We start from the raw sequence: 24,519 nt of genomic DNA, 5'->3' as shown, positions 1-24,519 counted from the left end.
AGCCAAAACACAGAGGTACTGGACAACGAGTTGAAACTCCTAAATTTCATATCACTAATCAGTTTTTCAGCCTTAACTGAACCGTATTGATTTATGGTTTAGTTTTGGGTGGAATAGAAGGTGTTAACAGAAGCTTGACAAGTGCAACTATTGAGCAAAAAGTTATTGCACTCCAAGACGCACTTAAATATGGAGAAGCAGGCTTAGACTTAGTTATTCAAGCTTTGCAGGATAAATCAGAGCAGGTAAAGAAAGCAGCATTTGAGCTATTGCTAGAAAGGGCAGAACCAAGAGTAAAAAAAATATTACAAAATCACAATTTGTATCTATTTTTTGAGTGTTTTTTTACCTTTAAGCAGCATTCAATAGGTGTTGATGCTATTGCTATTAGTTCCGATGGAAAGATAATTGTTAGTGGGGATGCGAATCATATAATCAACGTTTGGAATTTAGATACAGGAGAGATTAAACTTACACTCCAAAGTCGTGGCTCATGGATTGAATCTATATGTATTAGCCTAGATTGTCAGACAATTTTCAATGGCACTTATTTACACTCTATTGAAGCTTGGGATTTGAATACTGGACAGCTTAAGTATACCCTAAAGGGTCATTCTGGACAAGTCAAGTCTGTAGCTATCAGTTCTGATGGACAGACCCTTGTCAGTGCAGGTTGTAATGATAAAACTGTTAAAATTTGGAACCTTAATACAAAAGAAAGTCAACATACTTTAGAGGGACATACAGATTGTGTTTGTTCAATTGCCATTAGTCCTGACCAACAAACAATTGTAAGTAGTAGTCATGATGGAACTATCAAAGTCTGGGATTTTGTTACAGGAGAGCTTAAGCTTACTATAGAGGCACATTCATGTAATGTTTTTTCTATAGCTATTAGTCCAGATAGCCAGAGAATAGTTAGTTGTAGTTGGGAACAGGTTATCAAAATTTGGGATTTAAATACAGGGGAACTGAAACGCACTTTCATCGATTCATCTGGTGCTTACTCTGTTGTTTTTAGCCATGATGGTCAATCAATTGTAAGTGGTTGTTATGACAGCACTATTAAAGTGTGGGATTTAAATACAGGATTTAAAAAAACTCTTAAAGGGCATTCAGGTTGTGTTTTTTGTATAGCCATTAGCCCAGATGGTCAAAGACTTGTTAGTTCTAGCCAAGACACGACCGTTAAAGTTTGGGGATTACCTGAGCTTCAATACAATTAGTCTTTAGATAATACAATAACTGTTGTGAAAATAGTATTTATTAAATTAGGTGATTATGGCGATCGCACTCAATAATTCCATCATATAAAAAATAAAAACACGATGTCAAAAAATTCCAATCGCCCAACAGTTTATGATGCTGTCCTTGGTGGTCAAGAAAAAGCGCCTCCTGGTGCTGTAGTTTTAGGAGGACTAGAAGGTGTTAAAAGACGGTTGGCAAATCCGGTAGTTGAACAAAGAATCGCTGCACTAGAAGAAGCACTCAAGTATGGCGAAGCAGGTTTGGAATTAGTAATTTGGGCGTTGGACGATAAATTATGGAAAGTACGCCAAGCAGCTTATTCACTACTAGCTTCTCGACCAGAACCTATAGTACAAAAAATACTTCAGGAGTATGGTAATAAAATTGATAGATATGATGCTTTCGTGGCGATGGCGCGTGCTGGCGGAGTGTCCGATATCGATACGCTGATGGATAATCTAGAATATGACCGCAATAGCGCCACCTACAAGTTAGTTGACTTTACACTGGGCTTAGTTGATACTTCTCAAGGTCAAGACCGAATTCGACATTACCTGTTCAACGGCACCCAGATACAACGTAATTATGCAGCACTTTACTTTAAGCGAAAAGGTGCAAAAGATATTTTAATTGAAGCAGTGCAGCAGGGCTGTATTGACAGAGTGCAAGCATTTTCTAAATAAAACAGCAATGTCAGAAAATCCCAATCAACCAAGAGAATATGATGCAGTACTTGGCGGACAAGTACTACCTCCAAAAGATGGTGCGGTTTTAGGAGGTATTGAAGGTGTTAAACGACGGTTGATCGGCGCTACATCCCTAGAACAACAAATTGTCGCCGTTGAAGAAGCCCTAAAGTATGGCCAAGCTGGTACAAAATTGGTGTTTCAGATTGTAAATACTGAATCGGAAAAGTTGGAATTTACAGTATCGTCACTGCTGGGACAACGAGCATTAGCAAAAGTACAGTCTCATCTACACAGTGATATACCATTAATCTCTGCGGTTGATGTAAACTACAGTCGTTTGCAAAATTTGCTTGCTTCTGGAAAGTGGAAAGATGCAGACCAAGAGACTGCTAGTATAATGCTGCGCGTATGCGATCGCAAACCACAAGGATTTTTAGACCCATCAGACGTTGAAAAATTCCCTTGTGAAGATTTAAACACGATTGAAACTCTCTGGCAAAAATATAGCAATGGACGCTTTGGCTTTGTTGTACAGACGCATATCTGGCAAATTGTTGGCTGTACATCCAATCCTGACTGGGAAGCGTGGTGTCGCTTTGGTAAAGGTGTGGGATGGTTTTCTCAAGGTGCTTGGCGGTATTGGAATGACTTGACATTCGATTTGAGTGCTAACGTAGGACACCTACCCCGTGGCGGTGCATTTATCGGTTGGGGGTTAGGTGACTTTTGGACAGGTTGCAGAACCCTGTCTGCGCTTGCAGAGAAATTAGCAAACTGCAAAATAGCCTAAATTTGGGAACACTGGTATTAGCAACAGGTAAAAAGCGATGCCAGATAATACCAAACAACCTGGAGAATATGATGCTGTACTTGGCGGAAAAAATCCTCCGCCAGTCGATGGTGTAGTTTTAGGCGGATTGTCAGGCGCAAAACAACGTTTCGCTAGCAGTGATGAAAATTACCGCCTTTTAGCGCTTTCGCAACTGATTAATTATAGACAAGAAGGCTGGGATTTAGTAATTCAGGCTTTAAAAGATCCATCACAACGGGTACAGCTAGCAGCATATAAATTATTGCGGGATATCTCAGAATTAAAAGTAAAACAGGCAATCTTAGAATTTAATCCCTATCGGTTTTTTGAGTGTGTTTATACAATTGAGCTTAATAGGAATGATGCTGCGATCGCTATTCATCCCGACGGCAAAACCCTAGTCTGTTGTGATGCTGGCGGTAGTTCTTTTGAAGTACCTCAAAGAGATGGCAGTATTATTGGTGGAACTTATATAGACTTTAAAAAGTGGGATTTGAAGACAGGAAAAAGTCTTCGCACCATCAGTAAAATATTTGGTACGAGAGTAAAAGACTATCCAAAACATTTAACTTTTAGTTCCGATGCTCAAACTTTAGCAATAGGTGGTTCTCAGCATGACAGTACTATTAGAACTGAAATCTGGAATTTCAATACCGAGCAATTAAGTCATGTTATTAGCGGACAACCATTGTGGGAGTCTGAAACTCGAAGGCGTAACACTCTTACAGCTATTGCTCTCAGTTCTGATGGCAAAATATTAGCTAGTGGTAATGAAGCTGGTAATATTCTCGTCTGGGATTTAGAAACAAAACAAAATATTTACACTATCAAAGGACACTCAAAAAATATAACTTCGCTTGCGATCAATATAGATGCAAAAATTTTAGCAAGCGCTAGTTTAGATGAGACTATTAAACTATGGAATTTAATAACGGGAGGTGAGATTTATACCTTAGTAGGGCATGAGTCTATAAATGGACATCCTTATGGCGTTGTTTCATTAGCAATTAGTCCCAATGGACAAACTTTAATAACTGGCGATAATCATTTACCAACACGTATTAGAATATGGGATTTGAGAACTGGTAAAGAAGTTCATACTTTATTTCCTAATAGTGGTCAATTAAACTTTTTCACTTTCAATTCTGATGGCAAAATCTTTGTTAATTGTGGCGGTGATATTAATATCTGGAACTTGCAGACACAAGAACGACTTGCTAAACTTTCCTCTTATGGAAAAAGTGTTGCTATTAGCCCAGATGGACAGACTATTGTCAGTTACGTTAGGAAATTAATTCAAGTATGGCGAGTTCCATAGAATCAAGGATAGGTGCGATTTCAAATAAGTGCGATCGCATTTCCTGAATTGGGAACACTGCTATTAGAGTCGAGGAAGAGAATTATGCCAGAAAATGCCAACCAACCGCGAGAATATGATGCTGTACTTGGTGGACAAGCACCACCTCCAGTTTCGGGTGTAGTTCTAGGCGGAATCGAAGGCGTTAAGCGTCGTCTTTTAAGTAATAATTTAGAAGCAAAAATGGCTGCACTCACTGAAGCTATCAACTATGGTGACGCAGGCTTAGAGTTAGTCATTCAAAGTTTACAGAATGAATCAGTGCAGTTAAAAGCGGTAGCATATAAGTTATTACATAAAAGAAAAGAAGCTGGTCTTGAACAGGTTATTGCAGCTTTAAATCCATACCATTATAAATTTTTTGAATGTTTAACTACTTTAAGCGGACATACATCTGATGTATATGGAATAGCATTTAGTCCCGATGGACAAACTATTGCGAGTGGAAGCCATGATAAAACTATCAAATTATGGAATATTCAAACCAGCCAATTAATTTCCACATTAGGTGAAGGTTTATCATCTCTTTATGCCCTTGCGTTCAGTCCAGATGGAAAAACTTTGTATAGCAATAATTGGAATGAAATAAAAATTTGGAATTTACAAAATCAGCAAGAAATTCGTACACTTAAGGGGCATTTTGATGCTGTTTTATCTCTTGCTGTTGCTCCTGATGGTACTCTAATTAGTGGTAGTCAAGATAAATTGATTTATGTTTGGGAACAACCCCGTTCAGGAAAATATGATGTTTTGGGAGAGCATCCTTGTTACGTTTGGGGAATGAATACTGTTAAGGTTTCCCTTAGTATTGATGGGAAGATTTTGATTAGTGGTAGTGCTATTGATAGGGCAATAAAAATTTGGAATTGGAAGCAAAGACAACAAATTACAACTCTAGGAAACGAAACATTGGGTTTAAATAATTATGCACCAGGACTTTCTTGTGTTGCTATCAGTCCAGATGGAACAATTGCTATTGCTGGAGGAGAAAATCAGGTTGATGTTTGGGATATAGAAAAAAGAGAGAAAATTTATACACTTACCCTGGAAGCAGATAATAAGATTCACTCAATATCTGTTAGTAAGGATGGTGAAGCTTTCTTTGGAGGTTTAAATAATGGCATTATTAAAATTTGGAATTTGCTTACAGGTGAAGAAATTCATGACTTAGAAGGGCATTCAGCTAATGTTATGTCTATTGCTGTGAGTCCTGATGGAAAAACTGTTGTTAGCGCGAGTATCGATAAAACTATTAAAATTTGGAGTATACCAGAGTAATACTAATTCGTAATTAGGACTTTTGCAAGAGGTTAAATATCTAGGCTGGGAAAGATGCCCAGCCCAAGCACTTATTTACACCCAACGTCCTACAACAACTCGCACTGTTCCATCTGCTAATACTTCTTCGTCTTCAACATTAAAACCTTGTTCTTGCACTGTTGCCATCAAGGTTTTATGAGCATATTTTTGACTGATGGAATTAACAAACTGTTGTTGATTAATTTTAGCTCCCCAAAAATCTGCAACTATTTCGTAATTTTCACCACTGCGGCGAAAACCTAAATCATAACCATTCTTCTGGCGAATTACATACTCGGCTTGAGTCGTATCGCCTTGATATCCGCGTACATTCGTGTTGCATTCAACTTGATAGTTTAATTCTTGCAAAACTTCATGCAGAATTTCACCGTGTTTGATTTGGACTTTGATAGTTGTGAAATGAGACATAATACCAATTTTTGATTTGAGATTTTGGACTTCGACTTCGCTCAGTCGAACGATTTTGGATTAAAAAACGAGGCGCAGGAAACACATAGTTTTTCTATTTTAATCGACTTCTAAAGGGCCTATTCCTTGTTCGGTTGAGTATTGTTTTAATTCTTCTACCAACAGCACATCGTTGGAGGCGGTTCTTGCACCGGCTTGTGCTGCCCATTGCTTTAATGCTTCAATTTGTTCATGTGCGATCGCAGCTAATGGTACTGTCTGCGCTACAGCCTGTAAAATATCCTCTGTATTAAAGTCTCGGCGCTGTCCCTCAACTCTTGTGGAAAACGCTTGGTGCATGGCATCAACGATTACCTGCTCGATTTCCGCACCGCTAAAGTTGAGACTCTGTTTAGCTAACAAAGCTAAGTTAAATTCTCGCAGCCGATTCGGGCGTAACCGTTGCAAATGCACTTTAAAAATCTCTTGGCGTTCGGCTTCTGTAGGTAAATTCAAAAAGAAAATTTCATCAAATCTTCCTTTCCGCAACAACTCGGCTGGTAATATTTTTACATTATTCGCTGTGGCAACAATAAACACACTCGCGGTTTTCTCCTGCATCCAGGTAATCAAACTGCCAAACACGCGGCGCGATGTCCCCGAATCCCCGTCAATGCTACTGGTAATATTGCCAAAGGCTTTATCAATTTCATCAATCCACAAAACGCACGGGGCCATTGCTTCAGTTAACTGAATCATTTGGCGCACCCGACTTTCGCTTTCGCCGACAATCCCACCAAATAAACGCCCAGAATCTAATCTTAATAACGGTAAGCGCCATTCATGGGCAATTGTCTTCGCTGAAAGAGATTTACCTGTTCCTTGAATGCCCACAAGTAACATCCCTTTGGGGTTAGGAATACCGTAGCGTCTGGCTTCTTCGGTAAAAGCATCTTGGCGCATTAGTACCCACTGTTTGAGTTGATCTAATCCACCAACTCGTTTGAGTGATTCTTGTGGTGTGAAAAATTCTAAAATCCCAGTTTGCCGGATTGCTTGCTTTTTCTCTTCTAATACGCCGTCAATATCAGATTCGTTTACCAGCTGTTTAGCAGCTAAAGCTTTTGCCAACACTCTAGAAATCCGGGTGCGACTTAAACCTTGGCAGGCTTTCACTAACTGTTCCCGCGCTAAACCGGAAACATTTAACTTATCTGGTACTACCAGCTGTTGGATTAAATTATCTATTTCGCCAACGCTAGGTAACGGGAAATCCACGACTGTAACTTCTTGCAGTAACTCGTCGGGAAGTTCTAAAGTATGGCTGGTGGTAACGATAATTTTACGCGATCGCTTTAACTCCCGCGTCAAGTTTCGCAACTCCCGTACAATTGGGGCATTCTTCTCAGTAGTCGGATTTTTCACAAATGGATGCAAATCACGCAGTACAAACATTGCAGGTGTTTGGGCATCAGCTTTGCCAATTCGCCCTAATGCAGCCATCACCGAACCTTTATCTGCACCATTGTCACTCCAACCCCGCACAATATCCCAAAATAAAAGCTGTCGTTTTGGTTGGGAACGCAATGCAACTTGCTGCAACACTTCTTCTACAGGTTCTTCTTCAACGGTAATCACATACAGTAAGGGATACCGTGCCCGAATCATCAAATCAAGTTGTTCTACTAAGGAGGCGTATTGCCGATCGCTGTTATGAGTTGCATCTCCTTTTCCATATTGATGAAAATTGCTCATTTCTCTTGAAAATGGGTATAAGGGTATAGGAAAAAGAGTTTTTAGCATTGCTGATTTGAAGTATGAAATTCCCAAATCAAGTGTTTAAAACTCTTATCTTTGCGCTTTTGCGCCATTTGAAATGGTGAACCAGCGCGGAGGGAGGGTTTCCCTCCGCAGGCGACTGGTGAACCCGAAGGGTATGTTTATTTCCGCCGTGCTGTACTAGGAATTAATTAGTCTTAATTAATACTATATTCTTTCAAAAATTACTAGTATAAATTCATCAAAAAAATATAAAAATTAAGGACTTCCAGCAATCAACAGTCTGTACCAGCGTCAAAAGCTGGCGATCGCTCTTAGAGAAATGCCAGCTATCTACATCTTTCATCTTCTGAGGTTTTATTTGGTTTTGTTCATTTCTAGCCAGTTGTAAAGTGGGAACTGAACTCTGTTGAGCGCTGTATAAATTATGTAGAGCGATTCTACAGCACTCACGCTTACAACTGGCATAGCACGGGACACCAGAAGCGGAAAGTTTTACCATATCCCTCGTACAACTTCTTGACTGTCCCGTTGTGTTGATAACTCCATTGAAACTGCAACCCAAAGACATTGGATGCCAAATTGCCAAAATTGTTTAGATTAGACATCTTGCAAAAGTAACTTTGGCAAGATATTGGGGTGCATGTTAAAAGTTACTAGGTTGGGGAAAATTCCATACCTTTACCCTTTAACCCTTAACCTTTTCCCCACTTCTGCAAGAAGTCTATTCTATAATTGCAATTAGCGATCGCACTAAGCAATAACACAAACTGACACAAAGCGTCATCCCTGCATCTGAATACTTTTGAGCAAAATTACATATTTTTTTAAACTTATTTTTATTTGCTACTAAATATTACTTAAAATCTTCTCTTCATCTCCCATCATCTTTTAGTAAACGCGAGCAGCTAATAGACCCTTGTAGTAGGTTTAAGTTATTCATAATTTTGAAAGCTGCCACGCACAGAGAGATGAGCATCATTATTATTTGCCCTGGAATCCACGATCCAGCCTTCACTGAATCCTTTATCTCGGAATGCTTAGATATTCCTAATGGGTCAATTGCGAAAAATCAATCTAATATACTGGTTTTTCCGAGTAAAGACTTTTCAAGTTTATCACCATTGCACATTTTGCAGTTTTTGCGCGTTAGCGTAGCTCACCCCAGGTATTGCTTGACCGACTCTCTAGAATCACCAATTATATTCATAAGCTTTAGTGCTGGCGTAGTTGGGGCAATAGGAGCAGCGCATTTGTGGCAACTCTTGGGTGGTCGTGTGAAAGCGTTTATTGCTATAGATGGATGGGGAGTACCACTACAGGGAAATTTCCCTATTCATCGGATGAGTCATGATTATTTCACTCATTGGAGTTCATGTTTGCTAGGTAGTGGGCAAAATAACTTTTATGCACAGCCAGCAGTCGATCATTTGTCCATTTGGAAATCTCCCCAAACCGTACAAGGCTATTGGGTAGATTCATCCGTTGAGATTATTCCACCCAAAGGTCGTCTGACAGCAGCTGAATTTTTGCTTATGCTGTTAAAGCACTATGAAGCAAATTAATCCGGACAATGGATTAAGTAAACAGGAGTTAGGAGTGAGGAGAGATACGATTAATCGCGTCTGTACAGAGGAGTTAGCATTTATTTTCCCTATGCCCCATCTACCCAAAGTATCTAATGTTTCCAACTGAACCAGCTGCTGTTAATAACGGGTTTGGCGCACTGCTAAAAAACCGTGGTTTTATGCTTCTGTGGATTGGGCAACTGCTGTCCCAGTTAGCAGATAAGGTCTTCTTCGTTTTGCTGATTGCTCTGCTGGAGAACTACCCACCGCTTCCTGGGTTGGCACAAAACTCGATGTACTCAACCTTGATGCTGTCGTTTACAATACCAGCAATTTTGTTCGGCTCTGCTGGTGGCATCTTTGTTGACCGTTTGCCAAAAAAGCTGATTATGGTCGGCTCAGATGTCGTGCGGGGAATATTAACGCTGTGTCTTCCCTTGTTACCACGACACTTCCTGATTTTGTTAATCCTGACTTTTGCTATTTCCACGGTGACGCAGTTTTTTGCACCAGCGGAACAAGCAGCCATTCCCTTATTGGTGAAGCGAGAGAATTTGTTAGCAGCCAATGCACTATTTAGCAGCACGATGATGGGAGCTTTAATTGTTGGCTTTGCCATTGGAGAGCCGATTTTGAGTTTGGCGAAAAGCTGGATGGGAGAAGAATACGGTCAAGAGATTGTGGTTGGTGGATTATACATATTATCGGCTGCAATTATGCAGCCAATTAAGTTTAAAGAAAACAAACCTCACCGGGAACATCGGGCATCAAATCACCCTTGGGCTGAATTCACTGAGAGCCTGCGTTATCTCAAGAAAAACCCTTTGATCTTGAACGCTATGCTGCAACTGACAACCTTATATTGTGTGTTTGCAGCCTTAACAGTACTGACGATTCGATTAGCTGAGGAGTTTGGTCTAAAAGAAAAACAGTTTGGCTTTTTCTTGGCAGCAGCAGGGGTGGGTATGGTCTTTGGTGCGGCAATTTTAGGTAACTGGGGTGAGAAATTGCATCGCAAGCCCCTACCTTTAATTGGATTTTTGATGATGGCACTAGTTTTAGGGGTGTTCACTTTTACGCATAACTTGTTGCTAGCTCTAGGACTCTGTGCATTTTTGGGTGTAGGTGCTGCTTTAATTGGTGTCCCCATGCAAACTTTAATTCAACAGCAAACACCACCTACCATGCACGGTAAAGTATTTGGCTTTCAAAATCATGCCGTTAACATCGCTTTGGCGTTACCCTTGGCCATCACTGGGCCCTTAACTGATGCTCTCGGCTTGCGAATTGTACTTGTAACAATGAGTATTGTTGTCGTAGTTGTCGGTGTTTGGGCTTGGCAAAATACCCGCAAAGTCTTGCAAGACGTAATTTAACTAATGTAAGCTAATAATCTAGCTTTATATTTAATATAAAAATTAATAAGATTTTGATTGAAGTTTTCAATTAAAATGAAATCTTAACTACAGAATTCAGCATTAACTTTAGCTATAGTCTGAGGTTTGACCGTGCGATCGCTTTCCCCAATTAGTCTCCCACAAATCGAGAATCACAAACAGTCTCGTGCTTCTAGTCCGCCAGTCGTGCCCAAACGTGCATCTGGCGGTTTTGCTCTGCTTGACAGCCTTCATCGCCACGGGGTTGATTATATTTTTGGTTATCCCGGTGGGGCAATTCTCCCAATTTACGATGACCTGTATAAGGTGGAAGCAACTGGTGCTATGAAGCACATTCTCGTGAGACACGAGCAAGGCGCAGCCCACGCTGCTGATGGTTATGCCCGTGCTACAGGCAAAGTAGGAGTATGCTTTGGTACTTCTGGCCCAGGAGCAACTAACTTGGTGACAGGCATTGCCACCGCCTACATGGATTCAATCCCGATGATTGTGGTTACAGGACAGGTAGCACGTCCGTCGATTGGTACAGATGCGTTTCAGGAAACTGATATTTACGGGATTACCCTCCCAATCGTCAAGCACTCTTATGTGGTGCGCGATCCCAAAGATATGGCGCGAATTGTCGCCGAAGCCTTCCACATCGCTAGCACTGGGCGTCCGGGACCAGTTTTGATTGATGTCCCCAAAGATGTAGCTCTAGAAGAATTTGACTATGTACCTGTAAAACCAGGTTCAGTCAAGTTACGCGGTTATCGTCCCACTGTGAAGGGAAATCCCCGACAAATTCATGCCGCGATTCAGTTGATTACTGAAAGTCGCCGTCCGCTATTGTATGTGGGTGGTGGTGCGATCGCAGCTGGTGCCCATGAAGAAATCAAACAACTAGCAGAATTATTCGATATCCCCGTCACCACAACCTTAATGGGGATCGGTGCATTTGACGAACATCATCCCCTAGCTTTGGGAATGTTGGGGATGCACGGCACTGCTTACGCTAACTTCGCTGTTAGTGATTGTGACTTGCTGATTTGCGTCGGGGCTAGATTTGACGATCGCGTTACAGGTAAATTAGACGAATTCGCTTCCCGCGCCAAAGTAATTCACATCGACATCGACCCAGCAGAAGTCGGCAAAAACCGGATTCCCGAAGTGCCCATCGTCGGCGATGTGCGGAATGTGTTAGTAGACTTGTTGCGTCGCTGTAAAGAAACAGGGGTAAAGGCTACACCTAATCAAAACCAAGAGTGGCTGAATCTAATTAACCGTTGGCGCGAAGAGTATCCTCTCATCGTGCCGCATCATGCCGACAGCATTTCACCCCAAGAAGTGATTGTAGAAGTCAATAGCCAAGCACCCAACGCTTTCTACACCACAGATGTCGGACAACATCAAATGTGGGCAGCACAATTCCTGAAGAATGGCCCAAGGCGCTGGATTTCTAGCGCTGGTTTAGGAACGATGGGTTTTGGCTTACCTGCGGCAATGGGCGCGAAAGTGGCGTTTCCTGATGAGGAAGTCATCTGTATTAGCGGTGATGCTAGTTTCCAAATGTGTTTACAGGAATTAGGAACTATATCACAGTATGGTATAAATGTCAAGACAATAATTCTCAACAACGGCTGGCAAGGGATGGTGCGCCAGTGGCAGCAAGCCTTCTATGGTGAACGTTACTCATGCTCCGATATGGAAGTAGGGATGCCAGACGTAGAGTTATTGGGAAAAGCTTATGGCATTAAAGGCATGATAATTAGCGATCGCAGTCAATTAAAAGATGCGATCGCCGAAATGCTAGCACATAAAGGCCCAGTAATCTTAAATGTTCACGTCACCAGAGACGAAAACTGCTATCCAATGGTAGCCCCTGGTAAGAGCAACGCTCAAATGGTCGGCTTGCAGAAGCAACCGCCGAAAGCGGCAGCAGAGCCATTGTATTGTAGCAACTGCAATGCCAAAAATGCTCCTACCCATAACTTCTGTGCTGAGTGTGGGACGAAGCTGTAACGCTTTTTGATAATTCTGACTAGAGAGGTAGGGGAGCAAGGAGAAGGGGAGCAAGATGCAGGAGTTCCCCTAATTCCTGCCCCCTTTCCTTTTACGTAGGTATCCCTTAATCTTTCTGATGAGGTTGAGGTAAAAAGATATTTCCTAAGTAATTGACTAAATCGCTTTGACTGTTGGAATCTAACAGCGCCTCAGCTAATTCTTCTAATTGAGTAATCGATAATGTGCAAATCTGCTGTTATATTTCTGTTTCAATTGCAGCAAAGCGTTCTGAAAACTACTTCATCAAACTTAGGTTTTATTAAAAATTCATATACTTTTTGCTTTAGTTAGTTAAATATGCGAGTGAGAGTTGATTTTATATAAATCGGTTTTTTTCTAAAATTCAGTAACATTCCTCTTTTATTAAAAAGTTAAATATAAATACAATATTAAAAGTTGTGCTGGCTTAGTTGATTAAAAAACGTCAATTATTCCAGGTGTATCTATTTGCTAACTTTCTTTCAGGCAGATTCAGTGTCTTAAAATAACCGCTCTCTTTCTTTTACAAAAGAGAGTCTAGCTTCCTATTGATTGAGAAAATTAGATTGTTGTTAGCGAATTAATGTACTAAGCATTAATAGTCTGTTCATTTGAAATCGCTGTGTTCAAGTTTATTGGACAACAGCGTCATGACTTCTATGGGACAATTGCAGTTTTATTTCTAACTGAGAACAAACACAACTTCTTTAAGCTTTGAATATTTATCAACCCATTTTACCAATCCCTATGCAACAATATATTTCTCATTTGTTTGTACTGGTATTAGGAACAAGTTCAACTTTCCTCGTTACTCCATCTCAAGCTCAAACTCCGGTAAAAACCAACAGTCAAAATACTGAGAATGTTACTTCCATATCTTCAAGTTCACCTCCGGCTACCCAATTGAGTGATTTTACCAATTCTACTAATAGCAAACCATCTCTTCTTTCTGAGGTAACTAATAAATCTTCTGTTACTAATGCCAATATAACAGCAAATAAACCTCGTCCACGGGTTCCTATATTCAGCAGAATTTTTCCCACACCTTCAATGCAGCAATAATTAGCGCCTAAACATTTAGTTTACTTGCTTGGGTTGATCGGAATTTGCATTCATACGTTTTGCTCTCTCCTCAAAGGCTACGGTGTATACACAAGTTTCAAATAGTTGATTAACCAAAGTTTTACCCCACCCTAACCCTCCCCTTAGAAAGGGGAGGGAACTTTCTATTTCCCCCCGTTTATTGGGGGGATTAAGGGGGGTAATTCGAACCGTATTGAGTGTTACTCCCTAATGCTTGTAGGAAAGGGCTGTTTTTGTTAGCTATATATATATTGGACTCAACTGAGAACCACTATATATATGAGGCATACTCTGATTTGCTTTATGCTTGCAGCTGACAGAGGATTAAGCCAAACCATTGATTTGGATCTCTCCACACATGAAGAGGTAACAAACCTTGTGCAGTTAGTTGCTGTTTGATAATATCAAGGTCAAATTTGCGGGAAATCTCGGTGAGGATAGTCTCACCTAGTGCAAAATTAACCTTAAGATTAAGAGCGCGTAATTCTACAATTTGCGATCGCAAGCTGCGTAAATGCATTTCTATTTGATGCTTGCTTTCATTGTAAAATGCTCGGTGTTCAAACTGGGTGGTGTCAAAGTTACCCTCAAACTGCTGATTTAAATGTTCCAGCATATTGAGGTTAAATGCAGCTGTCACTCCCTGGCTGTCGTTATAAGCTGGTTCTAAAATCTGTTTTGGCTTTCGTAAATCTATCCCCAATAAAAAATACTCACCTACTTGTAGAGCATTGGTAATTTGAGAGAAGAACACATCACACTCATCAGGGGTAAGATTACCTAAACTGCTACCAATAAAACAAATCATCCGACTGGGTAATTGCGTCGGTAGGAGTTTTGCAAGGGCTAATTCATAGGTTCCCGCTAGTGCATAAACTTGGAGTAAGGGATAATCTTCTAATAACTGCTTGGCACTACTTTCCAACATACCTGCACATACATCAATTGGTAGGTAATGCAGAGGATAGCCTAGTTGCTGGTAGGCATCTAGTAAAATGCGGGTTTTGCTAGAACTACCACTGCCAAGTTCTACCAATTCACAAATGCCAGTTATCTTGGCAATTTCACCAGCATACTGCTGTAAAATCGTTGTTTCTGTGCGTGTAAGATAATATTCTGGTAAATCGCAGATTTGCTCAAACAGATCGGAACCACGGTCATCATAAAAGTAACAAGGGGGTAGAGATTTAGGTGTTTGAGTTAATCCCTTCACTACATCACTCCCAGCATTAGGTGCAACTATTTGAGTCGCTCCTATCAAACGCTCTATCTGCAAGCGTTTTTCAACGCTGCTTTGAGAAGTAACCTTACTATTAACAGCTTTAGATATCGACATGAAACCTCCGTTTGCTTGGCGTAATAGGTTACTTTGATAGCAGACCCTTACCCCAATAAGTGAAACACATAGCTATAGTTAATAAAATCATGCTTGAGCAATATAGCTCAAGCTTTCAAGCTATTTTTCCGCATTTTCCCATTAAAATAGTAGCAAGTAAGTGCCTAAGTGCTATGTTCTTGCAGCGATAAAGATTCGATATAGGCAATATACCCTAAGTACCAGCAAATAGCAGATCGTGTCAGAATGAGGTTGACTAGAGAATGTAGCTTCGTCATATCTGGAATAGCACAAAAGTTTTCGAGCGACATTTATCGAAGGCTGGAGAAATAGCCTCTTTCACACTAGATTTGCTCAATTTGAATCTCATAGTCTGCTCCCACACTAATGATGCTATTTTCTGGGCAAGCAATCCAATTACCTAGAAATATATGAATATTCCAACTTCTATTAACACAATTATTAGGCAACAGCCTTACCCGTTTTTATTCGCCATCATCAGCGGTTCCCACTTATATGGCTTTCCCTCACCCGATTCTGATTATGACTTGCGTGGCGTGCATATTTTACCAGTTCAAGAAGTAGTGGGATTACAGACTAGAAATGAAACTATTGAAGTTTCAGAAGTTCGCGAATCTTTAGAGATTGATTTAGTAACTCATGATGTCAAAAAATTCTTTTTGATGCTACTTAAAAAGAATGGTTATGTATTAGAACAATTGTATTCTCCTTTAATATTAATAACCTCACCTGAACATGAGGAATTGAAAATTATTGCTAAAAATTGTATTACCCGTCATCATAGCTATCATTATATTGGTTTTGCCGCAACACAATGGAAACTTTTTGAGAAAGAAAATGCGCATCGAATTAAACCATTGCTTTATGTTTATCGAGTTTTATTAACTGGTATCTATTTGATGCAAACAGGAGTAGTTGAGTCTAATTTAATTAAGTTAAATGAGGTTTTTAATTTGCCATATATTTCTGATTTGATTGCCCAAAAATTAGCAGGTACAGAAAAGTCTGTTTCGTCAGATATTAATGTAGTTTTTCATCAAAGAGAATATGAACGTCTGCGTAATAATTTACAGGAGGCATATCAATCTAGCCCATTACCTGAAGCACCTTCAGCTAATGCAAATTTAGATAACTTGTTAATACGCCTGAGAGCAAGTAGCTATAAATTATAAGATTTTAACTCATCAATACTAGCTTTTCTAAAAAAGATAAATTTAGGAATTTTAAATTCTGTGTTAGCTCTAAATAACGATATTAGTTTATTTGTGTTTTAATAGTTCAAATGGTTGCAAACTCCGCGCATTATTCAAATTATGATTTATGAATCGGTAAATCTTATTTGTTAGAAAATATTTTTGTTAAATTATTAGTTTTTATACATAGACAAGAGTCACTTTCCCTAATTAAAAAGAAAGGAATTGAGTTCATCATTTGCAGCTTTTGGGTATTAAAATGCTCAATCTACATGGAATATTTGTATAAAATATGCTGTAACAATGAGGTAAATGAGCTTCTAAAAAATGGAGTTAGGAGTTAAAAACTCTTAACTCCTAATTTTTTTACAACTTCAAATTCCAAGCAGCAAAAGCTAAAGCACCCCAACCTGCAATCAAGGCTGTGCCCCCTAGTGGTGCGATCGCTCCCAAGGATTTAATACCGGTTAAGCTAAGGGCGTACAAGCTACCTGAGAAAATAGCAATGCCAATGATAAATAGCCATCCACTGGCTACGAGTGTGGGTTGAGGCGACTCGGTACGACTAATTAGTATTGCTACTAGAAAAAGTGCCAGAGCATGATACATTTGGTAACGAGCGCCAGTTTCAAAAATTTCTAGCGATCGCTCACTAATCTTTTCCCGCAGGGCATGGGAAGCAAAAGCACCAGCAGCAACCGACAAACCGCCTAAAATGGCAGCTACGCTCAAAAAAATCTGCGTCATTAGACCTAGCCGTAAGTTGAAGATCGTCATTGGTCATTGGTCATTAGTAAATAACAAATGACAAAGGACTAATGACAATTAGACATCAAAATGATATGATACAGCCCCTTCTTCGTTCACCTTAAAGTTTGCATTGAATTCTTTAGCTTTTTCATCTAAATATTGTCTGGCGTGGGCTGCGGGTAGTTGTGACTGGATGGCAAAGCCTAAAACAGTTACGCGCCCGTGATTTTCTTGTAGCATCTCATAAAAAATTGATTGCAGGCGATCGCTAACTTGTTGATTAATTGCCTTTTTCTCCTGCCGACTTTGACGGTACAATCCCAATGCTAACCACGTGCCCAGTGTTAGGGTAGGGACACCAAAAATTAGACCACCAACAGCAGCATTATTATCTTCATAAGTAGCATTCGGTGCGTTAAACTCATACTCCCCCGCCGGTATTGAGATGGCTTTAGGTGTAGCGAATTTTTCTAGTGCCGCTGTTGCTGATAGAGTTACAAACATGAATCCGAGTGTCAGTAGCCAACCGGCAGCTAATTTTTCAGCAGTTTTCATAGTTTCACTTCAGATTTACACTTTGCTTGCGATTTTAACCTGACTTTCATAAAGGTTCCAATATATCAATTAACCTGACTTTTCACGTTATGTGGAAAAGTCCACCAAAAACCTAACCCCCTTCCCGCGTTGGGAAGGGGGAAAATTCAAAGTCTATATGTAAGATGTAATTGGATTGTGGTGCACGTTAATACGATCCTTCTGGTGGGGAAATATCAGATCCGACAGCCACACCAGTATTAGTAGATTTAATCCCTGGTTTAATAGTAGGGGATTGTTGTTTTAACGATTGTAAAACAGAAGAAGAGTTATCTTGCTCAGTTGATATAGCGGTATTTGCTTGTTGCTGGGACATCAAAGCTAATCCTCCCATTGCACCAGCAAGAAGAGCTGTATAACCTACATATAAATGCGTCGGACGAATTTCCAATCCCATTCCTTTTTTAGATTGGTACGAAAGGGGCTGAGTTACTGGTATGGCTGCTTGTACTGGCAAAGAAGCAGCTAAAGCAACACCATTAAGTCCTAAAGCATCTCCATAACGTCGTATAAATCCACGTACAAAAATGTCATCTGGCAATTCTTTCGAGTTGCCGTTTTCTAATGCATCTATCAGCTCGGTTCGGATATGAGTGGAAAGCTGGATGTGGTCTAAAGAAAGCCCTTTGGACAGACGAGTTTTATGGAGTTGTTGCCCGATTTGACGTAGGCACACCATGCGTTGTTGGTCTGCTTGCAAGACAAGTTCTGCTTGAGAAATCCTCTGATGATTCAGAAATTGTAGTGGTTTTTTCCACAGCGAATTTTCTGCTGCATTTTTAGAGGATTGCTCCTGTTGAGTGCAATATTCCTGCTGTATCTCTGATGAAGAATTGACTGTTTCCGTGGCTTGCTTTGTATCTGTAGCTGTTTCAACTTTTTGATGTTGTTGGGCAAATTGTCGAAATGCTAAACCGATCGCTTCTCTACCTACGGCTTTTAATAAATCTTGAGCCTGATCTGTTTCTGAACCTATTAACTTCTGCACAATCGCTAAAGCACGTCGATAAACTCGGCTACGATGCAGTTGTACTTCTATTTCTCCTAAAAGCGATCGCAACTCATCTTGAGAAATTTCAATATTTGGATTGCCCAGAATTTGCAGATAGTGTACAGGAGTAGTAACCATTGTGAAAGCCTTTTATATTAACTCAATCAAAGAAATTTACAATTATATCTTCACTATTTTTCCTAACTTCACCTTGGTTTTCCGGATGTTAATTGTATAATTTAAATTTTTTAATTGCTCGTCAACACTGGAACAAAGCCATAATAAACGCAGTCAACATCGTAAAAATGATACTGGCATCTCTGTGAGAATAAACCTTGGGTGCCTACCATTTACAAGTAACCGGAATCTCAAGGTAGACTGAGCCTGCCCCTGAGTCTAGTCTAATTGAATGCGATCGCAGTAACTAAGTACTGTAAAAATCATGTAGTACTTTATGACCGTATGGTATGCTCATGCAGTAAATAATTACTGTTAGCATTAGCCATGAATCCTAAAGCAGTTGACCGCAGCTTTCTCACACCTCTAACTTTTATTCAACGTAATGCTAAAGTCTATAGTCAGAAAGTTTCTATTATATATAATCAAAAACGCTTCACTTACAGGGAATTTGCAGAGCGGATCAATTGTCTAGCCTCAGCACTGCATCATGCTGGACTTGAAAAAGGCGATCGCGTCGCTTTTTTTTGTTTCAATACTCCACCCATGCTAGAAGCCCATTTTGCTGTGCCTTTAATAGGTGGGATTCTAGTATCTATTAATACGCGTTTGGCTCCCCAAGAAGTTGCTTATATCTTAAATGATTGCGGTGCTAAATTTCTTTTTATTGATACAGAGTTAGCAAATATAATTAGACCTATTCAAAATAGTCTCAAAACTGTTAAGTATATAATCAATATCAGCGATACTAAAGGATTTGAACCTATAAATGGAGAGGATTATGAAGCATTTCTCCAAACTGGCAATCCAACTCCTTTACCTTGGGTAATTACAGATGAAATGGATACGATTTCTATTAATTACACTAGTGGAACCTCTGGTAAACCCAAAGGTGTAATGTATTCTCATCGCGGTGCATATATTAACTCTTTAGGAGAAATAATCGAAACAACACTAACACCTAACTCAGTTTATTTGTGGACTCTGCCTATGTTTCACTGCAATGGCTGGTGTTTTACTTGGGCGGTAACTGCTATCGGTGGTACTCATATTTGTTTGCGCAAGTTTAACCCCGGTACTATCTGGAAGTTAATTCAACAAGAAGGAGTAACTCATTTAAATGCAGCACCTGTAGTTTTAATTTCTCTCCTCAATCATCCAGACTGTCCGCAATTATTAGCAAAACCTCTAACTATCACTACAGCAGGCGCACCACCATCACCAATATTGATTGAAAAACTTACTAAAATCGGCGCAAAAATTATTCACGTTTATGGTTTAACAGAAGTTTATGGCCCGTATAGTGTTTGTGAATATCAATCAGATTGGAATAAGTTAAATATTGAAAAACAAGCAAAACTTATGGCACGCCAAGGCGTACCTTATATCGGTGCAGATGGTTTGCGAGTTGTAGATCGAAATATGAATGATGTCCCGGCGGACGGTGAAACAATGGGGGAAGTGGTGATGCGGGGAAATATGGTGATGACAGGCTACTATAATGACCCAGAAGCCACCGAAAGGGTATTTAGAGGAGGATGGTTTCATAGCGGTGATTTAGCAGTAATGCACCCTGATGGTTATATTGAGGTGCGCGATCGCATGAAAGATATCATCATTACAAATGGGGAAAATGTCTCTAGTATTGAAGTTGAACAATGTCTTTACCGCCATGAAGCCGTGTTAGAATGTGCAGTTATTGCTGTACCTCATGCCAAGCGTGGTGAAGTGCCAAAAGCTTTTGTTACTCTCAAAGAAAACGCGCAAGTTACAGCACAAGAATTAATCCAATTCTGCCGCCATCAAATTGCTGCTTTTAAATGCCCTACGACAATTGAATTTACTACTCTGCCAAAAACTAGTACTGGTAAAATTCAAAAGTATCTGTTACGAGAGAAAGAATGGATAGGTTCTGAAAAGAGGATTTATGGCAGTTAGTTGCGATATCGAAATTCACTGCCAAGTTTACCAGATATTGTTATTAAAGGGTAGAAGCGCCTGAAGTTGCGAATCAGGCAAGGACTCGACAGCGCTAGTCTGTTCTACATTGAGTTAGTCAGTCTCACGCTGGGATGGCTGTTGCTAAATGTTTTTTCCTAGAACGGCAAAACTAACTGGAGAGGTGAGACTAAAGGCTTAATTACGTATGCGTCTTAGAAAATATCAAACGAGTTTACTATGCTTCCAACCTACCTCTAGCAAGTTTTACCGCTCTAGGTTTTTTCAACTTCTCTGTAAACAACACCAATTAGACAGCCAGGGTCTGCAAAGGCGATTTTATAAAGAATTTTTAAGAAATTAACATTTTTCAGAAAACGAAAGACCTAATGCTGAAGTAATCCCCAAAAGTTCAGAATCATAGATTTTGTAGTTTACACACACCCTAGTGTCTGAAAACCTTACATGGTAAAGTCTCTGATGTACTTCATCCATGTCGAAACCTAATTATTAGTTTTTCAGCTTTTTGGAGGAGAGGAAAATGAAGAAGTTCGCCTGTTTGATGATTGTCGGGACTGTATTGTCGATTAGTGCGCCAGCCTTTGCTGAAAGTCGTGCGGTTAATATCAGTATTGGCAGTATTGGTGGTCCTTTAGATAATGCCGCTTTGCGAACAGTTCGCCAGGTTATCGGGTTTGCAGTCGGCACTAGCACCGTCGATAAATTCATTGTATATAGTCCCAGAACCGGATCTATTCCCATCGAAGGAGGTTTATCTGCTTGTGCTGAAGCTGGCTTCGGCATAAGCAATACAACATTTAATGCTTTTATTCAGCAGTTGCGTTCAATTAATCCCAAACCAGGGACTTTCTACAATCTGGAACTTACCGCAAGCTGCAAACTGAAATAAGACGTTTGTACTCAAGCACGGTAGATGGGCTTCGTACCTCAGCCCATCCATCAAGTTAGGCTCTACGCGATAAACGCAAAACTCCATATTTTTAAATTGGAGATGTAACATCAATGTTGATTGAAATCAGCGTCAAGAAGCGACTAGATTAGTTGTATCAGCCTCTAAACTCAATAGTGCAGATACTTCCAGCATGAAACAAAAAAGAATGTAAAATAGAGCGCATTTTTGGGAGCAGAGAAAAAATATGTCTAATGTGAGCATTGCAAAAGGTAGCTGCCTGTGCGGAGTAGTAAACGTTTCTACAACCCGTATGAGTAATCAGATAGAAGCATGTCATTGTAGTATGTGTCGCAACTGGGGTGGAGGACCTTTGTTAGTAGTTGAGTCTGGGAGTGATGTTAGCTTTTCTGGTGAAGAATATATCGAAGTTTATCAATCTTCAGAATGGGCAGAGCGTGGATTTTGTAAGAAGTGTGGTAGCCATCTATTTTACAAATTTAAACAAAATAACCAGTATTTTATACCCGTTGGACTATTCGATAGCTGTGAAGGTCTTGTTTTCGATCGTCAGATATTCATAGATGAAAAGCCCAAATATTACTGTTTTGCCAATGAAACCAAGAACCTAACAGGGGCGGAGGTATTTGCACACTTTGCACCGCAATCACAGCAGTAAAGATTGGAGTTACTTTTTAGCATATCTGTGATTATCTGAGCAATTATTGTCAGGAAAGCCTCGGTAAATGCCTTAACTTATGGAAAATGCTAAACCTCCGGTTAAGGCATATTCCTAGACCTTGATACAATTCAGATCCCTGTCCTGGAAAGATTGCCAAGGGAACCATGCCTAGAACGCTCGTACCTGCTGATATAAAAATGGCACGGAGCGATCGCGTATCGCATTGTAGAGCGTCAGTCGCTTACATCATTTCGCCTTACACTAAGTAATGCCGTATTTGCAACTAATCTCATACTCTGGCTCGTTCAAAGTTCACCTATTTTTTGTTAGCAACCACTCTATTAATTTATTAACTGGTGAAACGCCGAGCGCGCCAATACCAACCCATCATAGACCACACGCTAGGGGCGCAATGCCTTGCGCCCCTAGCGTGTGGTTCAAATACATAAAAACTGCTGTAAAGTCACTTTTACGCAGACATCAAGTCAATCGGAGTACCAAGGGACTTCTGCTAGTATATTCCAGCACTCTCCCAAGCTGGCAGCGACAGAGCATTTCTACCAATATTTCTTTGTCGCTGCTAAAAATTCAAAACATTTATTTGGTTGTATGCTTTAGCCCAAAATTGAGTCTGAATCAAGTTCCCACTGATGTTTGAGCAATTCTTGGTAAGTCGTTTCGCGAATTATCATCTGCTTATAGAGCATAAGCAAAAACTCTTGAGCTTGTTCGCGAGACATCTGCTGCACTTGATCGGCAAAAGTTCTAAGGCTAAATTCTTGTTCTAAAGATAATGTAATGGGTTGATTCATCGCAGGATCAATCGCCCAACTAGGCGAAAACTAAAGGGTCAATGTTGACAATCTTGAAAAGAAGCTTTCATACCTAGCTGCTGTTAGCAGTAATACACTCATCAAGAGACTTACTGGGTATTGCCTTACTTAGCGGTGTCAAACCTAAATATGAACTTCTGTTAACTAGTATAACAAATTATTTACAAACTTGAGATTATGTCATACTAATGCTTTTACATCCTGTGTCACTGATACCCCAAATATCCGAGTAATCATTTGTAATGAATCCTTACACTATCCTTAATCAGACCGAACTTCAGCGTGTTAGTGATGGCATGACCCGCCCCTTACTAGAAAATTGCGAGCCTGCCTCATATATCCTTGTTTTAGTCTGGCCCCAACTTGGGGATTTTGATAGTCTTGAATATGCGTGGTGGTTACAGCGCGAAGCTAAAAAATTTTCAGGTGAAAAACTTGCTATTCGGGCAGTGGGAATTGGTAATCGCGCCTCTGGAATAAGATTCTGTGAATATACAGGATTTCCACCGGAAAATTTATTTGTTGAACCTAATGGAGAACTACATCACCAACTCAAACTTTATTCAGGTCTCAATCTTCCTCTTCCAGGACTTTCCCCTGTTCAGAAAGCTTGGCTAAATCTAGTGTTAATGTGTGCAGGCTTTGGAAGTCCTGGAACGCTAAGAGAAGTTTTTCGGGGATACAGGGGGGATCGTCAAGCCCCTCAACTCATTGAAGATAATGAAATTATTCAAGGTACTCCTCTACCTGCTTTTAAAGGCTCGTTTTTCCAATTAGCTGGCGGAAGTGGGTTTCAACGTCCCTTTGAATTGGCTACTCTACGGCTACGGAATATGGTTGAAGTTCTCAGCAATTGGCATACTTATGTACCTAATTCTGCTTACTTAACTCAGCGTGGTGGAACTTTTTTGTTTGATAGCAAAGGCCAGTTACTTTACGAACATCGAGATCCTGGAATACTGGGTTTTGCTAGTAATATGAGTCAGCCCCTATCATTTTTATCCTCAATCGAAACGAATAGCTTTACTTCAACTCACTAATTCCTAATTGCTATTTCAATAATATCTAACACAACAAAAGTTTGAAGAAGAATTCAGAAGCGGAGCCGGAAATAATCTGCCTCCGGTTAGAATCAAGACGCTTTGCATAGCTTGCTTCTCTGTAAGAGTACGCAGACTTGTTACTACTTTACAACGCTATCAGTGGGGCATACCCTGCGGGCATTGGTGTCAACTTAACGTGAAACCGCTTGTCCGCCGGGAATTTCAATTCCCGTCTCATAGCTAAAGTCATCTGAAGATGACTAAATATCGCCAAAAATCTCCAGTCTACTTCAGTACTGGAGTTTAGACTAAAGGCATGACAAAGTAACTCAGGATCACTGAGTCACAAACTTTGCACCTCAAAATTTAAAAATCAAAGGTTTAAGCAGA

23 protein-coding genes and 2 pseudogenes are annotated in these 24,519 nt (G+C 40.1%); 14 read left to right on the top strand and 11 right to left on the bottom strand.

From position 1 onward, the window contains the following. Positions 1–86 precede the first annotated feature (86 nt). The 5 genes from V7K45_RS19275 to V7K45_RS19255 all read left to right on the top strand — a co-directional run bounded on the left by V7K45_RS19275 (position 87) and on the right by V7K45_RS19255 (position 5,383). On the top strand, positions 87–1,226 hold the full coding sequence (locus V7K45_RS19275; RefSeq protein WP_335006178.1) for a WD40 repeat domain-containing protein: 1,140 nt from the start codon (positions 87–89) through the stop codon (positions 1,224–1,226). A 102-nt stretch (positions 1,227–1,328) separates the two neighbouring features. Further along, positions 1,329–1,931, top strand: coding sequence for a hypothetical protein (locus tag V7K45_RS19270; protein ID WP_335006176.1), 603 nt, complete (start codon positions 1,329–1,331; stop codon positions 1,929–1,931). A 7-nt stretch (positions 1,932–1,938) separates the two neighbouring features. Beyond that, entirely contained in the window at positions 1,939–2,727 is a 789-nt protein-coding gene (locus V7K45_RS19265; RefSeq protein ID WP_335006174.1) for a GUN4 domain-containing protein, read from the top strand. 37 nt (positions 2,728–2,764) lie between these two features. Further along, positions 2,765–4,066: a WD40 repeat domain-containing protein gene (locus tag V7K45_RS19260; RefSeq protein WP_335006172.1), complete on the top strand. Its 1,302-nt coding sequence runs from the start codon at positions 2,765–2,767 to the stop codon at positions 4,064–4,066. 84 nt (positions 4,067–4,150) lie between these two features. Beyond that, on the top strand, positions 4,151–5,383 hold the full coding sequence (locus V7K45_RS19255; RefSeq protein WP_335006170.1) for a WD40 repeat domain-containing protein: 1,233 nt from the start codon (positions 4,151–4,153) through the stop codon (positions 5,381–5,383). A gap of 75 nt (positions 5,384–5,458) precedes the next feature. On the opposite strand, the gene V7K45_RS19250 is transcribed toward V7K45_RS19255, so the two are convergent. From V7K45_RS19250 to V7K45_RS19240, 3 genes are all read right to left on the bottom strand, one after another. Next, positions 5,459–5,833, bottom strand: coding sequence for a DUF1257 domain-containing protein (locus tag V7K45_RS19250; protein WP_094333579.1), 375 nt, complete (start codon positions 5,831–5,833; stop codon positions 5,459–5,461). Between the two features lie 99 nt (positions 5,834–5,932). Beyond that, a complete protein-coding gene (locus V7K45_RS19245; protein ID WP_335006167.1) occupies positions 5,933–7,567 on the bottom strand; it encodes an AAA family ATPase in 1,635 nt (544 codons plus the stop codon). Positions 7,568–7,832: 265 nt separating this feature from the next. Next, positions 7,833–8,093, bottom strand: a complete 261-nt coding sequence (locus tag V7K45_RS19240; RefSeq protein ID WP_335006164.1) for a hypothetical protein — start codon at positions 8,091–8,093, stop codon at positions 7,833–7,835. A gap of 469 nt (positions 8,094–8,562) precedes the next feature. On the opposite strand from V7K45_RS19240, the gene V7K45_RS19235 reads away from it, so the two are divergent. The 3 genes from V7K45_RS19235 to ilvB all read left to right on the top strand — a co-directional run bounded on the left by V7K45_RS19235 (position 8,563) and on the right by ilvB (position 12,557). Then, complete coding sequence (locus V7K45_RS19235; RefSeq protein WP_335006161.1) at positions 8,563–9,156, top strand: hypothetical protein; 594 nt, start codon at positions 8,563–8,565, stop codon at positions 9,154–9,156. A gap of 116 nt (positions 9,157–9,272) precedes the next feature. Beyond that, positions 9,273–10,535: an MFS transporter gene (locus tag V7K45_RS19230; protein ID WP_335006159.1), complete on the top strand. Its 1,263-nt coding sequence runs from the start codon at positions 9,273–9,275 to the stop codon at positions 10,533–10,535. 126 nt (positions 10,536–10,661) lie between these two features. Further along, positions 10,662–12,557, top strand: a complete 1,896-nt coding sequence (ilvB, locus tag V7K45_RS19225; protein WP_335006157.1) for a biosynthetic-type acetolactate synthase large subunit — start codon at positions 10,662–10,664, stop codon at positions 12,555–12,557. 106 nt (positions 12,558–12,663) lie between these two features. Here ilvB and V7K45_RS19220 read toward each other — a convergent pair whose 3' ends face one another. After that, positions 12,664–12,789, bottom strand: coding sequence for a DUF4351 domain-containing protein (locus V7K45_RS19220; RefSeq protein WP_335006181.1), 126 nt, complete (start codon positions 12,787–12,789; stop codon positions 12,664–12,666). 536 nt (positions 12,790–13,325) lie between these two features. Here V7K45_RS19220 and V7K45_RS19215 point away from each other — a divergent pair. Then, positions 13,326–13,640 carry a hypothetical protein gene (locus V7K45_RS19215; RefSeq protein WP_335006155.1) on the top strand — a complete coding sequence of 105 codons (315 nt, stop codon included), beginning with the start codon at positions 13,326–13,328 and terminating at the stop codon, positions 13,638–13,640. A 322-nt stretch (positions 13,641–13,962) separates the two neighbouring features. On the opposite strand, the gene egtD is transcribed toward V7K45_RS19215, so the two are convergent. Together egtD and V7K45_RS19205 are read right to left on the bottom strand one after the other, a co-directional pair. Next, the gene (egtD, locus tag V7K45_RS19210) at positions 13,963–14,997 is read right to left on the bottom strand and encodes an L-histidine N(alpha)-methyltransferase (RefSeq protein WP_335006153.1); all 1,035 of its coding nucleotides are present in this window, start codon (positions 14,995–14,997) and stop codon (positions 13,963–13,965) included. A gap of 344 nt (positions 14,998–15,341) precedes the next feature. Beyond that, positions 15,342–15,428: pseudogene (locus tag V7K45_RS19205) on the bottom strand (ergothioneine biosynthesis protein EgtC); the annotation flags it as partial. Between V7K45_RS19205 and V7K45_RS19200 the strand changes: the two are divergent. Beyond that, positions 15,429–16,190 (top strand): nucleotidyltransferase domain-containing protein, encoded by a 762-nt coding sequence (locus tag V7K45_RS19200; protein WP_335006151.1) that lies wholly within the window; start codon positions 15,429–15,431, stop codon positions 16,188–16,190. Positions 16,191–16,577: 387 nt separating this feature from the next. Here the strand turns inward: V7K45_RS19200 and V7K45_RS19195 are convergent, their stop codons facing one another. The 3 genes from V7K45_RS19195 to V7K45_RS19185 all read right to left on the bottom strand — a co-directional run bounded on the left by V7K45_RS19195 (position 16,578) and on the right by V7K45_RS19185 (position 18,684). After that, positions 16,578–16,958: a DUF423 domain-containing protein gene (locus tag V7K45_RS19195; RefSeq protein ID WP_094353368.1), complete on the bottom strand. Its 381-nt coding sequence runs from the start codon at positions 16,956–16,958 to the stop codon at positions 16,578–16,580. 78 nt (positions 16,959–17,036) lie between these two features. Further along, positions 17,037–17,516, bottom strand: a complete 480-nt coding sequence (locus V7K45_RS19190; RefSeq protein WP_322673203.1) for a hypothetical protein — start codon at positions 17,514–17,516, stop codon at positions 17,037–17,039. Positions 17,517–17,703: 187 nt separating this feature from the next. Further along, a complete protein-coding gene (locus tag V7K45_RS19185; protein WP_335006148.1) occupies positions 17,704–18,684 on the bottom strand; it encodes a helix-turn-helix domain-containing protein in 981 nt (326 codons plus the stop codon). A 366-nt stretch (positions 18,685–19,050) separates the two neighbouring features. Here V7K45_RS19185 and V7K45_RS19180 point away from each other — a divergent pair, with 366 nt between their 5' ends. The 3 genes from V7K45_RS19180 to V7K45_RS19170 all read left to right on the top strand — a co-directional run bounded on the left by V7K45_RS19180 (position 19,051) and on the right by V7K45_RS19170 (position 22,250). Beyond that, on the top strand, positions 19,051–20,661 hold the full coding sequence (locus tag V7K45_RS19180) for a long-chain-fatty-acid--CoA ligase (RefSeq protein WP_335006146.1): 1,611 nt from the start codon (positions 19,051–19,053) through the stop codon (positions 20,659–20,661). A gap of 541 nt (positions 20,662–21,202) precedes the next feature. Further along, the gene (locus V7K45_RS19175; protein ID WP_335006144.1) at positions 21,203–21,571 is read left to right on the top strand and encodes a hypothetical protein; all 369 of its coding nucleotides are present in this window, start codon (positions 21,203–21,205) and stop codon (positions 21,569–21,571) included. 247 nt (positions 21,572–21,818) lie between these two features. Next, complete coding sequence (locus V7K45_RS19170; RefSeq protein ID WP_335006142.1) at positions 21,819–22,250, top strand: GFA family protein; 432 nt, start codon at positions 21,819–21,821, stop codon at positions 22,248–22,250. Positions 22,251–22,331: 81 nt separating this feature from the next. Here V7K45_RS19170 and V7K45_RS33020 read toward each other — a convergent pair. Together V7K45_RS33020 and V7K45_RS19165 are read right to left on the bottom strand one after the other, a co-directional pair. Further along, a pseudogene (locus V7K45_RS33020) lies at positions 22,332–22,487 on the bottom strand (efflux RND transporter permease subunit); the annotation flags it as partial. Between the two features lie 380 nt (positions 22,488–22,867). Beyond that, positions 22,868–23,065, bottom strand: a complete 198-nt coding sequence (locus tag V7K45_RS19165) for an NblA/ycf18 family protein (protein WP_194041722.1) — start codon at positions 23,063–23,065, stop codon at positions 22,868–22,870. Positions 23,066–23,328: 263 nt separating this feature from the next. Between V7K45_RS19165 and V7K45_RS19160 the strand changes: the two genes are divergently transcribed. Next, complete coding sequence (locus tag V7K45_RS19160; RefSeq protein WP_335006140.1) at positions 23,329–24,126, top strand: peroxiredoxin-like family protein; 798 nt, start codon at positions 23,329–23,331, stop codon at positions 24,124–24,126. Positions 24,127–24,519 lie beyond the last annotated feature (393 nt).

This window comes from Nostoc sp. (genome assembly GCF_036917375.1).
GTDB lineage: Bacteria > Cyanobacteriota > Cyanobacteriia > Cyanobacteriales > Nostocaceae > Nostoc.
Note: the sequence above shows the minus strand (reverse complement) of the source record. Positions and strands in the feature narration are given on the sequence as shown.

What these genes read in the sequence shown, in the direction of transcription:
- V7K45_RS19160 (WP_335006140.1), top strand. Translation starts at nt 23,329, where the DNA reads ATGAATCCTTACACTATCCTTAATCAGACCGAACTTCAGCGTGTTAGT.
- V7K45_RS19165 (WP_194041722.1), bottom strand. Translation starts at nt 23,065, where the DNA reads ATGAATCAACCCATTACATTATCTTTAGAACAAGAATTTAGCCTTAGA.
- V7K45_RS19185 (WP_335006148.1), bottom strand. Translation starts at nt 18,684, where the DNA reads ATGGTTACTACTCCTGTACACTATCTGCAAATTCTGGGCAATCCAAAT.
- V7K45_RS19230 (WP_335006159.1), top strand. Translation starts at nt 9,273, where the DNA reads ATGTTTCCAACTGAACCAGCTGCTGTTAATAACGGGTTTGGCGCACTG.
- V7K45_RS19260 (WP_335006172.1), top strand. Translation starts at nt 2,765, where the DNA reads ATGCCAGATAATACCAAACAACCTGGAGAATATGATGCTGTACTTGGC.
- V7K45_RS19235 (WP_335006161.1), top strand. Translation starts at nt 8,563, where the DNA reads ATGAGCATCATTATTATTTGCCCTGGAATCCACGATCCAGCCTTCACT.
- V7K45_RS19195 (WP_094353368.1), bottom strand. Translation starts at nt 16,958, where the DNA reads ATGACGCAGATTTTTTTGAGCGTAGCTGCCATTTTAGGCGGTTTGTCG.
- V7K45_RS19270 (WP_335006176.1), top strand. Translation starts at nt 1,329, where the DNA reads ATGTCAAAAAATTCCAATCGCCCAACAGTTTATGATGCTGTCCTTGGT.
- egtD (WP_335006153.1), bottom strand. Translation starts at nt 14,997, where the DNA reads ATGTCGATATCTAAAGCTGTTAATAGTAAGGTTACTTCTCAAAGCAGC.
- V7K45_RS19240 (WP_335006164.1), bottom strand. Translation starts at nt 8,093, where the DNA reads ATGGTAAAACTTTCCGCTTCTGGTGTCCCGTGCTATGCCAGTTGTAAG.
- V7K45_RS19190 (WP_322673203.1), bottom strand. Translation starts at nt 17,516, where the DNA reads ATGAAAACTGCTGAAAAATTAGCTGCCGGTTGGCTACTGACACTCGGA.
- V7K45_RS19250 (WP_094333579.1), bottom strand. Translation starts at nt 5,833, where the DNA reads ATGTCTCATTTCACAACTATCAAAGTCCAAATCAAACACGGTGAAATT.
- V7K45_RS19265 (WP_335006174.1), top strand. Translation starts at nt 1,939, where the DNA reads ATGTCAGAAAATCCCAATCAACCAAGAGAATATGATGCAGTACTTGGC.
- V7K45_RS19200 (WP_335006151.1), top strand. Translation starts at nt 15,429, where the DNA reads ATGAATATTCCAACTTCTATTAACACAATTATTAGGCAACAGCCTTAC.
- V7K45_RS19245 (WP_335006167.1), bottom strand. Translation starts at nt 7,567, where the DNA reads ATGAGCAATTTTCATCAATATGGAAAAGGAGATGCAACTCATAACAGC.
- V7K45_RS19175 (WP_335006144.1), top strand. Translation starts at nt 21,203, where the DNA reads ATGAAGAAGTTCGCCTGTTTGATGATTGTCGGGACTGTATTGTCGATT.
- V7K45_RS19180 (WP_335006146.1), top strand. Translation starts at nt 19,051, where the DNA reads ATGAATCCTAAAGCAGTTGACCGCAGCTTTCTCACACCTCTAACTTTT.
- V7K45_RS19170 (WP_335006142.1), top strand. Translation starts at nt 21,819, where the DNA reads ATGTCTAATGTGAGCATTGCAAAAGGTAGCTGCCTGTGCGGAGTAGTA.
- V7K45_RS19255 (WP_335006170.1), top strand. Translation starts at nt 4,151, where the DNA reads ATGCCAGAAAATGCCAACCAACCGCGAGAATATGATGCTGTACTTGGT.
- V7K45_RS19215 (WP_335006155.1), top strand. Translation starts at nt 13,326, where the DNA reads ATGCAACAATATATTTCTCATTTGTTTGTACTGGTATTAGGAACAAGT.